General features: G+C 63.3%; 11 protein-coding genes. 7 read left to right on the forward strand and 4 right to left on the reverse strand.

The genetic code is table 11. The features are described from left to right. Window positions 1-51: 51 nt before the first annotated feature. From acnA to YWC_RS0118910, 4 genes are all read right to left on the reverse strand, one after another. Window positions 52-2760, reverse strand: coding sequence for an aconitate hydratase AcnA (acnA, locus tag YWC_RS0118895; protein ID WP_027866787.1), 2709 nt, complete (start codon window positions 2758-2760; stop codon window positions 52-54). Window positions 2761-2835: 75 nt separating this feature from the next. After that, the gene (locus tag YWC_RS0118900; protein WP_027866788.1) at window positions 2836-3387 is read right to left on the reverse strand and encodes a hypothetical protein; all 552 of its coding nucleotides are present in this window, start codon (window positions 3385-3387) and stop codon (window positions 2836-2838) included. Next, a complete protein-coding gene (locus tag YWC_RS0118905; RefSeq protein WP_027866789.1) occupies window positions 3387-4376 on the reverse strand; it encodes an HpcH/HpaI aldolase/citrate lyase family protein in 990 nt (329 codons plus the stop codon). Before YWC_RS0118905 ends, YWC_RS0118900 begins: the two co-directional genes overlap by 1 nt. Window positions 4377-4460: 84 nt before the next feature. Further along, window positions 4461-5450, reverse strand: coding sequence for a malate dehydrogenase (locus YWC_RS0118910; RefSeq protein ID WP_027866790.1), 990 nt, complete (start codon window positions 5448-5450; stop codon window positions 4461-4463). 258 nt (window positions 5451-5708) lie between these two features. Here YWC_RS0118910 and YWC_RS0118915 point away from each other — a divergent pair, with 258 nt between their 5' ends. From YWC_RS0118915 to gltA, 7 genes are all read left to right on the forward strand, one after another. Further along, entirely contained in the window at window positions 5709-6473 is a 765-nt protein-coding gene (locus YWC_RS0118915; RefSeq protein WP_027866791.1) for a GntR family transcriptional regulator, read from the forward strand. 246 nt (window positions 6474-6719) lie between these two features. Continuing rightward, the gene (gene sdhC, locus YWC_RS0118920; protein WP_027866792.1) at window positions 6720-7133 is read left to right on the forward strand and encodes a succinate dehydrogenase, cytochrome b556 subunit; all 414 of its coding nucleotides are present in this window, start codon (window positions 6720-6722) and stop codon (window positions 7131-7133) included. 2 nt (window positions 7134-7135) lie between these two features. Further along, entirely contained in the window at window positions 7136-7504 is a 369-nt protein-coding gene (gene sdhD, locus YWC_RS0118925) for a succinate dehydrogenase, hydrophobic membrane anchor protein (RefSeq protein ID WP_027866793.1), read from the forward strand. A gap of 2 nt (window positions 7505-7506) precedes the next feature. Further along, entirely contained in the window at window positions 7507-9285 is a 1779-nt protein-coding gene (sdhA, locus tag YWC_RS0118930; RefSeq protein ID WP_027866794.1) for a succinate dehydrogenase flavoprotein subunit, read from the forward strand. Window positions 9286-9336: 51 nt separating this feature from the next. Continuing rightward, window positions 9337-10047, forward strand: coding sequence for a succinate dehydrogenase iron-sulfur subunit (locus tag YWC_RS0118935; protein WP_027866795.1), 711 nt, complete (start codon window positions 9337-9339; stop codon window positions 10045-10047). Between the two features lie 194 nt (window positions 10048-10241). Then, window positions 10242-10544 (forward strand): FAD assembly factor SdhE, encoded by a 303-nt coding sequence (locus tag YWC_RS0118940; RefSeq protein WP_371846429.1) that lies wholly within the window; start codon window positions 10242-10244, stop codon window positions 10542-10544. A gap of 63 nt (window positions 10545-10607) precedes the next feature. Further along, complete coding sequence (gene gltA / locus YWC_RS0118945) at window positions 10608-11909, forward strand: citrate synthase (RefSeq protein ID WP_027866797.1); 1302 nt, start codon at window positions 10608-10610, stop codon at window positions 11907-11909. The last annotated feature ends 170 nt before the right edge of the window (window positions 11910-12079 follow it).

Here is a 12079-nt window from a genome sequence, read left to right on the forward strand (position 1 = left end):
AGGCTCCGGCCTTTTTACTTGTCGGCAGCCCGCTGGCGCGGGCCCCGCCAATTACGCAGCCAGCAGCTGGCGCAGCACGAACGGCAGGATGCCGCCATGCTTGTAGTAGTCGACTTCGATCGGGGTGTCGATACGCAGCAGCACTTGCACTTCCTGCGATTCGCCGCCTTCGCGGTGGATCACCAGGGTCGCCAGTTGTTGCGGCTTGATCTCGCCTTCCAGGCCCTTCAGGTCGTAGGTTTCCTTGCCGGTGATGCCCAGGCTTTCAACGCTGTCGTTGCCGATGAACTGCAGCGGCAGCACGCCCATGCCCACCAGGTTCGAGCGGTGGATGCGCTCGAACGAACGGCAGATCACGGCCTTCACGCCCAGCAGCTGGGTGCCCTTGGCTGCCCAGTCGCGCGACGAGCCGGTACCGTACTCTTCGCCGCCGAAGATCATGGTCGGGGTGCCTTCGGCGATGTACTTCATCGCTGCGTCGTAGATCGACAGCTGTTCGCCCGACGGCTGGTGGATGGTGATGCCGCCTTCGACCGCCGAACCGTCTGGCTTGGCCGGGATCATCTTGTTCTTGATACGCACGTTGGCGAAGGTGCCGCGCATCATGATCTCGTGGTTGCCGCGGCGCGAGCCGTAGGAGTTGAAGTCCGCCTTCAGGACGCCATGGTCCTTCAGCCACTTGCCTGCCGGGCCGTCTTCCTTGATCGAACCGGCCGGGGAGATGTGGTCGGTGGTGATCGAGTCGCCGAACACGCCCAGTGCGCGCGCGCCCTGGATGCCGGTGGCGGCTGCCTTCGGAGTCATCTCGAAGTCGCTGAAGAACGGCGGCTCGGCGATGTAGGTCGACTCAGGCCAGTTGTAGACCTGGCCTTCGGTCGACGACACGCGCTGCCACAGTTCGCCCGGGTTGCCCTTCACGTCGGCGTAGTTCTTGCGGAAGACTTCCGAGTTCATCGCGAAGCGCATCAGTTCGCCCACTTCCTGCGAAGTCGGCCACACGTCGCCCAGGTAGACGTCGACGCCGTTCTGGTCCTTGCCCAGCGGCTCGCTCATCAGGTCGCGGGTCATGTTGCCGGCGATGGCGTAGGCGACGACCAGCGGCGGCGAGGCCAGGAAGTTCGAACGGATGTTCGGGTGGATACGTGCTTCGAAGTTGCGGTTGCCCGACAGGACGGCCGAGGCGACGATGTCGTTCTCGACGATCGCGGCGTTCAGTTCCGGGGTCAGGTCGCCGGCGTTACCGATGCAGGTGGTGCAGCCGTAGGCGGTCACGCCAAAGCCCAGCTTGTCCAGGTAAGGCAGCAGGCCGGCAGCGGTCAGGTACTCGGTGACCACGCGCGAGCCAGGGGCCAGCGAGGACTTGATGTGCGGCGCCACGGTCAGTCCGCGCTCGACCGCCTTCTTGGCCAGCAGGCCGGCAGCCAGCAGCACGCTCGGGTTCGAGGTGTTGGTGCACGAGGTGATCGCGGCGATCAGGACGTCGCCGTTCTTCACGCGCACGCCGTTGGTGGTCTCGTAGACCTTGTGCAGCTCGTCCGGCGACTTGTTGAAGCCGTTCTGGGTGGTCGGCTTGCTGAACAGTTCGGTGAAGGTGTTCTTCACGTGACCCAGTTCGATACGGTCTTGCGGGCGCTTCGGGCCGGCCAGCGACGGGGTGACGGTCGACAGGTCCAGTTCCACCACGCGGGTGTAGTCGATCTCGCCGGCTTGCGGGACGCCGAACATGCCCTGGGCCTTGAAGTAGCCTTCGAAGGCGGCCAGTTCTTCTTCGGTACGGCCGGTGCCGCGGAAGTAGTCGACGGTCGCTTCGTCCACCGGGAAGAAGCCCATGGTCGCGCCGTATTCCGGGGCCATGTTGGCGATGGTGGCGCGGTCGGTGGTCGACAGCGAGCGGGTGCCGGCGCCGAAGAACTCGACGAACTTGCCGACGACCTTCTCTTTACGCAGCAGTTCGGTGATGGTCAGCACCAGGTCGGTCGCGGTGCAGCCTTCGCGCAGCTTGCCGGTCAGGTTGACGCCGATGACGTCCGGGGTCAGGAAGTAGACCGGCTGGCCCAGCATGCCTGCCTCGGCTTCGATGCCGCCCACGCCCCAGCCGACCACGCCGACGCCGTTGATCATGGTGGTGTGCGAGTCGGTGCCCACCAGGGTGTCCGGGTAGAACACGTCGCCTTGCTTCATGACGCCGCGCGCCAGGTATTCCAGGTTGACCTGGTGGACGATGCCGAAGCCCGGCGGCACGACGCCGAAGGTATCGAAGGCCTGCATGCCCCACTTCATGAACTGGTAGCGCTCGTTGTTGCGCTGGAATTCCAGCTTCATGTTCAGGTCCAGCGCGCCCGGCTCGCGGAAGTGGTCGATGGTGACCGAGTGGTCGACTACCAGGTCGACCGGCACCAGCGGCTCGATCTTCTTCGGATCGGCGCCGGTCTTGGCGGCGACGTTGCGCATCGCGGCCAGGTCGGCCAGCAGCGGCACGCCGGTGAAGTCCTGCAGCACGACGCGGGCCACGACGAAGGGGATTTCTTCGGTGCGCTCGGCGGTCGGGCCCCAGTTGGCCAGCTGCTTGATGTGCTCTTCGGTGACCTTCTTGCCGTCGCAGTTACGCAGGACGGACTCGAGGACGATACGGATCGACACCGGCAGGCGCGACAGGTTCACACCGAGGGCTTCGCCCAGTGCCGGCAGCGAGTAGTACTGGCCGTTCTGGCCGGCGCCGACCGGGAATTCCTTCAGCGTGTTCAGGGTGTTGCGAGACATAATCTCTCCTTCAGTGGGGATATGTTGTTATTCCGGTACTGCTATACAGGTGATCCGACGGGGTTCAGCCGCGGATCAGCCATTCTTTTCGGCAGGCAGCGTCGCGACTACCGGCGCCGCCTGCTCGGCGTTCTTGCATTCGTTGGCCAGCTGGCGGTTCAGCTTCGAATCCAGCAGCATGCCCTTGGCCGGGATGCCGATCCAGATCAGGCCCCAGTGCGGGTTCTCGAAGCGCTGGGCGCCGGTGGTGGTGCCCACGCGGCTCAGGCGGTGCAGGCGCTTCTTCCAGCGCAGGGCGATGTGCGCATTGTCCGTCGCGTTCGTGTAGATCGTGATCTTGTTGCCGAGTTCGCAAGCATAGTCGGTGACGACCGTGTCGGTGATGTCCGGTTCGTCGATGACATCGGCGCCATAGACCGGGGCAGCGACGGCGGCGGCAGCGCCGGCCGCTGCGGCGCCGACCGCGGCTTTTTTAGCTTTCGACGCCGGCTTGGCCTTCGCCTTGGCCTTCAGGACCTTTTCGGCCTTCGGGTGTTTTTCGGGGGCGGCGGCTGCGCTGGTGCAGATGCCGGCGGCCGCGAACGCGAATGCGCCGGCGGCAAGGATGCGGGAGAGAAGGGTGGCCATTAGTTGGAATCCGTGAGGTTGACGATTGCCGCAGCGGCTTCCGGCAGCGCCAGGCCAGCCAGTTTTGCGCGCTGCAACACGGTCCAATAATATCGGTAGCTCGCGCGGTCGTGCAAGCGGCCGTGTTGCGCGATCGGCCCCCATTGCGCCGCCATGGCCTCGGTCAAGATATTGGTGGCTTCGTTCACTTCCGACAGGCGCGGGGTGAAGGCCTTCAGGATCGGCTTGATCTGGTCCGGGTGGATGCTCCACATCCGGGTGAAGCCGAATTCGGCGCCGGCGCGCTGGGCGTCGTTGGCGACCACGGCGCTGTCCTTGATATCGGTGGTGACATTGTGCGAGGCCACCTTGCCGTGCGCATGGCAGGCCGCCACCATCTCCAGCTTGGCGCGCACCACCAGCGGGTGCGTGAACTGGCCGGGCGTGCGCATGGCGCTGGCCGGCACCGCGCCGTAGTGGGCCGAGACGAAGTCCATGATGCCGAAGGACAGGCATTCGACCTGGGGCAGGGCGGCGATGTCGTAGGCTTCGCGCAGGGCGCAATGGGTCTCGATCAGCACGTGTACGGGAAGATCGTTGCGGCCGGCCTTGACGGCATGTTCGTTGATCAGGTCGATGGCGCGGATTACCTCGTCGGCGCTTTCGACCTTGGGCAGCACCACGTAGGCGAGGCGCTCGGCGCTGCTGCCGACGATGGTGGCGACGTCGTTCGCGAAGTGCGCGCTGCCGGTGTCGTGCAGGCGCACGCCGATGCGGTTGAAACGGTTGTCGCTGCTGTTGACAAGGCTCGCCACCAGCGTGGCGTGCGCCGCTTCGCTACCCGCGACGGCGCCATCTTCGCAGTCGAAGGTGATGTCGAAGACCGGCCCAAGCTCTTGTTGCAGGGCCATCGATTTGCGCATCAGCTTCTCCGAGCCGGCGTAGTGGTCGCAGGCGGGGAGGAGGAGCGGCTGGCGTTTGCCCTGGAATAAAACCTCGGAAGGATGCATGGTATGTCTTGAAACGATTCGGCCATGCCGGCGGGCCGGCATGGCACGTTTGGCGCGGCCGGATGGCCACGCCGGGTTTGTTGCTTAGGCGAGCAGGTGAGCGACGCCGGCTTTCTCTTCTTCGAGCTCTTTCAGCGTCAGGTTGATGCGTTCCTGCGAGAAGGCGTCGATGTCCAGGCCCTGGACGATCTTGTATTCGCCGTTTTCGGTGGTCACCGGGAAGCCGAACATGGTGCCTTCCGGAATGCCGTACGAACCGTCCGACGGGATGCCCATGGTGGTCCACTTGCCATTGGTGCCCAGCACCCAGTCGCGCACGTGGTCGATCGCTGCGTTGGCGGCCGAGGCAGCCGACGATGCGCCGCGGGCGTCGATGATGGCGGCGCCGCGCTTGCCGACGGTCGGCAGGAAGGTGTCGCGGTTCCAGACGTCGTCGTTGATCGCTTCCTTGACCGATGCGCCGTCAGCGGTGGCGAAGCGGTAGTCGGCGTACATGGTCGGCGAGTGGTTGCCCCACACGACCATCTTCTCGATCGAGCCGACCGGCTTGTTCAGCTTGGCGGCAACCTGCGACAGGGCGCGGTTGTGGTCCAGGCGCAGCATGGCGGTGAAGTTCTTGGCCGGCAGGTTCGGGGCCGACTTCATGGCGATGTAGGCGTTGGTGTTGGCCGGGTTGCCGACCACCAGCACTTTCACGTCACGCGAAGCGACGGCGTCCAGGGCCTTGCCCTGCACGGTGAAGATCTGGGCGTTGGCTTCCAGCAGGTCCTTGCGCTCCATGCCCGGGCCGCGCGGACGCGCGCCGACCAGCAGGGCCACGTCGGCATCCTTGAAGGCGGTCATCGGGTCGGCGTGGGCGGTCATGCCGGCCAGCAGCGGGAATGCGCAGTCGTCGATTTCCATCATGACGCCCTTGAGCGCCTTCTGTGCCTTCTCGTTGTCGATCTCGAGCAGCTGCAGGATGACCGGCTGGTCCTTGCCCAGCATGTCGCCGTTGGCGATGCGGAACAGCAGGGAATAGCCGATCTGGCCGGCCGCGCCGGTAACGGCGACGCGCATTGGGGTTTTAGCCATGATGAATCTCCAAAAAGGGAATGAAAACGGTCGAGCCGAGGGTGCGAGTTTGGGGAAACTGCAATGATACCAAAAGCGCACCGTGTCAATTGGATATCGCGCGCATGGTCGAAGACAGGCGCGGAGGTCCAGGCCGGCCACGAGTTTATGCCTCGACTGTTCTATCTGTCAATTCATATCATATGTCTTATATAAGACACATGTCTTGGGAGTCATATACTGGACGTAGGGGGTTGTTTTGTGGTGAAATCGTGGTCTATGAACCCCCTTTCGCCCAACAGCAGCGATGCAAGCGGTACCGACGCATCGCCGTCGTTCCGCCCGTTGTACCAGCAGATCAAGGCCCTGATCACGCAAAGCCTGCAGTCGGGCGAGTGGAAGCCGGGCGAGCTGATGCCGAGCGAAGTCGAGCTGGCGGGGCGCTTCAAGGTCAGCCAGGGCACGGTGCGCAAGGCCATCGACGAGCTGGCGGCCGAGAACCTGGTGGTGCGCCGCCAGGGCAAGGGCACCTTCGTGGCGACCCATGCCGAGGAGCGCGCCCACTTCCGCTTCCTGCGCCTGATGCCCGACGAGGGCGTTCCCCACCATCCCGAGAGCCGCTTCATCGCCGTGCTGCGCATCCGCGCCACGGCCGAGGTCGCGCGCCTGCTCGAGCTGAAGTCGGGCGACGCCGTGGTCTACATCAAGCGCGTGCAGTCCTTCGACGGGGTGCCGACCATCCTGGAAGAGCTGTGGCTGCCGGGCCAGCTGTTCAAGGGCCTGACGGCGGAGCGCCTGATGGAATACAAGGGGCCGATGTACGGACTGTTCGAGTCCGAATTCGGCACCCGCATGATCCGGGCGACCGAGAAGATCCGCGCGGTGGCGGCGGATGCGGCCGCCGCGGAGCACCTGAAAGTGCCGGAAGGCACGCCGCTGCTGTGCGCGGATCGGGTGTCGTTCAGTTATGGAGACAAGCCGGTGGAGTTGCGGCGCGGAATTTATTCGACCGCCCGCCACCATTATCAGAACGAGTTGTCATAAGAGATGACCGTGGGGGCGCCGCAGAATAGGCGCCAACTGTGGCGGACCAAGCGGCCCTCTGCAGCGATCGCTCCAAGCGATTAAAATAAGTTGGTTTTGCGTACGCGACGAACAGTGCCCGGTTCGCCGCAGGGATGCCCCGGTTTTCCACCCCTGGATGCTTGGTACCCCGTCACAAAATCGGCGAAAATGAAGGGTTCATTAAAAAACTGTCGTCATAGAGGGAGGTGTTTCATGTCCGAAGCCGTGAGAGAAGCTGCAAAAAAAGGGCGGCCGGAGTTCCGCAACGTTGGCATTGGTGATATCACAGGTAAATATCGCATGCCGCCATCGGCCATCGTGTCGATCCTGCACCGCGTCAGCGGCGCCGGTCTGTTCCTGTTCCTGCCGTTCCTGCTGTACCTGCTGCAGGAAAGCCTGATGTCGGAAATCTCGTTCGAGCACTTCCGTGGCGTCGTGAGCAATCCGTTCGCGAAAATCATCATTCTGGGCCTGTCCTGGGCTTACCTGCACCACTTCGTCGCCGGCGTGCGCCACCTGTTCATGGATAACCACCTGGCCCTGGACAAGGATGCTGCACAGAAGACCGCCCGCTGGGTGCTGATCATCAGCCTGGTGCTGACCGCGCTGGTCGCCCTGAAACTGTTCGGAGTGTTTTAATCATGGCAAACAAGAATAATATCGGACCGCGCCGTCTCGTCGTCGGCGCCCACTACGGCGTCAAGGACTGGCTGGCGCAGCGCGTCACCGCCATCGTCATGGCCGTGTTCACGGTCGTTCTGCTGGTCGCTTTCCTCACCGGCCAGAATTTCACGTATGAAGGCTGGGCCGGCCTGTTCGCCCGCCAGTGGTTCAAGCTGTTCGCCCTGGTGACCTTCCTGGGCCTGTTCTACCACGCCTGGGTCGGCATCCGTGACATCTGGATGGACTATGTGAAGTCGGCAGGCCTGCGCCTGTTCCTGATGCTGGCGACGATCTTCTGGCTGCTCGCCTGCGCCGCCTGGACCGTGCAAATTCTCTGGAGTGTGTAATCGTGGCAGCAATCAAAACTGCAATCCCTACCCGCCGCTTTGACGCGGTCATCGTTGGCGCCGGTGGTTCCGGCATGCGCGCATCGCTGCAACTGGCCGAAGCCGGCCTGAACGTCGCGGTGCTGTCGAAAGTGTTCCCGACCCGTTCGCACACCGTGGCTGCCCAGGGCGGCATCGGTGCTTCGCTGGGCAACATGAGCGAAGACGACTGGTACTGGCACATGTTCGACACCGTCAAGGGTGGCGATTACCTGGGCGACCAGGACGCGATCGAATTCATGTGTCGCGAAGCCCCGAAGGTCGTGTACGAACTCGAACACTTCGGCATGCCTTTCGACCGCAACCCGGACGGCACCATCTACCAGCGTCCGTTCGGCGGCCACACCGCGAACTTCGGCGAGAAGCCGGTCCAGCGCGCCTGCGCCGCAGCCGACCGTACCGGCCACGCGCTGCTGCATACCCTGTACCAGCGTAACGTCCGTGCCCGCACCCACTTCTTCGTCGAGTGGATGGCCCTCGACCTGATCCGCGACGCCGACGGCGACGTGCTCGGCGTGCTGGCCCTGGAAATGGAAACCGGCGACGTGATGATCCTGGAAGCGAAGACCACCATCTTCGCCACCGGCGGCGCAGGCCGCATCTTCGCCGCATCGACCAACGCCTTCATCAACACCGGCGACGGCATGGGCATGGCGGCGCGCGCCGGCCTGCCGCTGCAGGACATGGAGTTCTGGCAGTTCCACCCGACCGGCGTGTCCGGCGCGGGCGTCCTCATCACCGAGGGCGTGCGCGGCGAGGGCGGTATCCTGATCAACTCGAACGGCGAACGCTTCATGGAGCGCTACGCGCCGACCCTGAAGGACCTGGCGCCGCGCGACTTCGTCTCGCGTTCGATGGACCAGGAGATCAAGGAAGGTCGCGGCTGCGGTCCGAACAAGGACCACGTGCTGCTGGACCTGCGCCACATCGGCAAGGACACCATCGAGAAGCGCCTGCCGTCGATCCTGGAAATCGGCCACAAGTTCGCCAACGTCGACGCCACCAAGGAACCGATCCCGGTCGTCCCGACCATCCACTACCAGATGGGCGGCATCCCGACCAACATCCACGGCCAGGTCGTCGCACCTGACGGCACCGGTGGCCAGAAGATCGTCAACGGCCTGTACGCGATCGGCGAGTGCGCCTGCGTCTCGGTCCACGGCGCCAACCGCCTCGGCACCAACTCGCTGCTCGACCTGGTGGTGTTCGGCCGCGCGGCCGGCAACCACGTTGTCGCATCGAACCTGAAGCAGAAGGTCAACAAGCCGCTGCCGAAGGACGCCGCCGACTTCGGCATGGACCGCCTGAACCGCCTCGAGACCTCGACCGGCGGCGAGAAGGTCCAGCACGTCGCCAACGACATCCGCGCCACCATGCAGAAGTACTGCGGCGTGTTCCGCACCCAGGAACTGCTGGAGACCGGCGTCAAGGAAATCATGAAGCTCGACGAGCGCCGCAAGCACGTCTCGTTCAAGGACAAGTCGAAGGTGTTCAACACCGCCCGCGTGGAAGCGCTGGAACTCGACAACCTGATCGAGACCGCCAAGGCAACCATCGTGTCGGCAGCTGCCCGTCCGGAATCGCGCGGCGCCCACGCCCACAGCGACTTCCCGAACCGCGACGACGAGAACTGGATGAAGCACACCCTGTTCTTCTCGGAAGGCAACCGCCTGGAATACAAGCCGGTGGTGCAGAAGCCGCTGACCGTCGACACCTTCAAGCCGAAGGCCCGTACTTTCTAATTTTTCGAAGGGCCGCGTTTTAGATCGCGGCCCGATAAGACAGGTAAAAACATGGCACGCACCGTCCAACTGAAGATCTACCGCTACGATCCGGACAAGGATTCGAAGCCTTACATGCAAGACGTCACCGTCGAGCTGCAAGACACCGACAAGATGCTGCTCGACGTCCTGCAGCGCATCAAGTCCGACGTCGATGACTCGCTGGCCCTGCGCCGCTCCTGCCGCGAAGGCGTGTGCGGTTCGGACGCAATGAACATCAACGGCAAGAACGGCCTGGCCTGCACCACCAACCTGAACGAGCTGACCCAGCCGATCGTGCTGCGTCCTCTGCCGGGCCTGCCGGTGGTGCGCGACCTGATCGTCGACATGACCAACTTCTTCAAGCAGTACCACTCGATCAAGCCCTACCTGATCAACGACTCGATCAAGCCGGAGAAAGAGCGCCTGCAGTCGCCGGAAGAGCGCGAAGAGCTCGACGGCCTGTACGAGTGCATTCTGTGCGCCTGCTGCTCGACCTCGTGCCCGTCGTTCTGGTGGAACCCGGACAAGTTCGTCGGCCCGGCCGGCCTGCTGCAGGCCTACCGCTTCATCGCCGATTCGCGCGACGAAGCCACCAACGAGCGCCTGGACAACCTGGAAGACCCGTACCGCCTGTTCCGCTGCCACTCGATCATGAATTGCACGGACGTGTGCCCGAAGGGCCTGAATCCGAACAAGGCGATCGGCAAGATCAAGGAACTGCTGGTGCGCCGCGCGATTTAAGTCGCGTCTGTTCAGATGTGATTTGAACGCGTGGGCGGGAAACCCGCCCACCCTACGGGTAGCACGATTCTCGTAGGGTGGTCGGCTTCGCCGACCGCGCGTTCAAGCGTCGCATGCATATTGCGACAAATTGCGGCATCCCCCGATAAAGATGCCGCAAATACAGTAAAAGTACCGTACTGCCTAATATCGGCATGCGGAGTATGATGTTGACCCAACAACGGACTCTAGTGAAAACGCATCAATCCGACCCCGCCAATCGTGCCCGCCTGCGCTGGCGTGCCCGCCGCGGCCTGCTCGAAAACGATTTGATCCTCACGCGCTTCCTGGATGCGCATGAAGAAGAATTGAGCGACGAGGACGTCGATGCGCTGACCCGCTTGCTGGACCTGGCGGACAACCCGCTGATGGACCTGCTGCTGGGCCGGACCGAGCCTGAAGGCGAGGTCGACCAGCCGCACGTGCGCGCCTTGCTGGCGCGCCTGCGGCAGGCGTAGTTCGAGACCTACAGCCAGAATTCGTAACTGTTTTTAGATCCACTCCCACAAGAAGGAAGTGCCATGAATATCTCTGATACCAAAGCCACCCTGTCGTTCTCCGACGGCAGCCCGTCGGTCGACATGCCGATCTACAAAGGCACCATCGGCCCGGACGTCATCGACATCCGCAAGCTGTACGGCCAGACCGGCAAGTTCACCTACGACCCTGGCTTCATGTCGACTGCCTCGTGCAACTCGAGCATCACCTACATCGACGGTGACAAGGGCGAACTGCTGTACCGCGGTTACCCGATCGAGCAGCTGGCCGTCAACTGCGACTTCCTGGAAACCTGCTACCTGCTGCTGAACGGCGAACTGCCGAACGCCGAACAGAAGGCCAAGTTCGACGACACCGTGACCCGTCACACGATGATTCACGAGCAGATGAACTTCTTCTTCCGCGGCTTCCGTCGCGACGCGCACCCGATGTCGGTCCTGGTCGGCACCGTCGGCGCGCTGGCTTCGTTCTACCACGACTCGCTCGACATCAACGATCCGAAGCAGCGCGAGATCTCGGCCATCCGCCTGATCGCCAAGCTGCCGACCCTGGTCGCGATGGCATACAAGTACTCGGTCGGCCAGCCGTTCATGTACCCGCGCAACGACCTGTCGTACAGCGCGAACTTCATGCACATGATGTTCGCCAACCCGTGCGAAGAGTACAAGGTCAACGACGTGCTGGTGCGCGCCCTGGACCGCATCCTGATCCTGCACGCCGACCACGAGCAGAACGCATCGACCTCGACCGTCCGCCTGGCCGGTTCGTCGGGCGCCAACCCGTTCGCCTGTATCGCTGCCGGTATCGCCTGCCTGTGGGGCCCGGCGCACGGCGGCGCCAACGAAGCCGCACTGACCATGCTGAAGGAAATCGGCTCGGTCGAGAACATCCCGGCCTTCATCGAGAAGGTCAAGGACAAGAACTCGGGCGTCAAGCTGATGGGCTTCGGTCACCGCGTCTACAAGAACTTCGACCCGCGCGCCAAGCTGATGCGCGAAACCTGCCACGAAGTGCTGAACGAACTGGGCCTGCAGGACGACCCGCTGTTCAAGCTGGCGATGGAACTGGAAAAGATTGCGCTGAACGACGAATACTTTGTCTCGCGCAAGCTGTACCCGAACGTCGACTTCTACTCGGGCATCGTGCAGTCGGCCCTGGGCATCCCGGTCTCGCTGTTCACCGGTATCTTCGCGATGGCCCGTACCATCGGCTGGATCGCCCAGTGGAACGAAATGATCGCCGATCCGGAGCAGAAGATCGGTCGTCCGCGTCAGCTGTTCGTGGGTTCGCCGGTGCGTGATGTGCCGGGGATCGACAAGCGTTAATTCTTAACGCGGTGTCATCAGAAAGCGGACTTCGGTCCGCTTTTTTGTTGTGCGCTCAGCATGAGCGCACTCTTGTGGGTGAAAGTCCCGCCGTGAGCTGACCACAGTGAGCGAAGTGAAGCACAACTGCGTGAGGGTGACCGAGCGTGGGGAGGAAGTGTGGATCGAAA

It is taken from the genome of Massilia alkalitolerans DSM 17462, assembly GCF_000427785.1.
Lineage (GTDB): Bacteria > Pseudomonadota > Gammaproteobacteria > Burkholderiales > Burkholderiaceae_D > Telluria > Telluria alkalitolerans.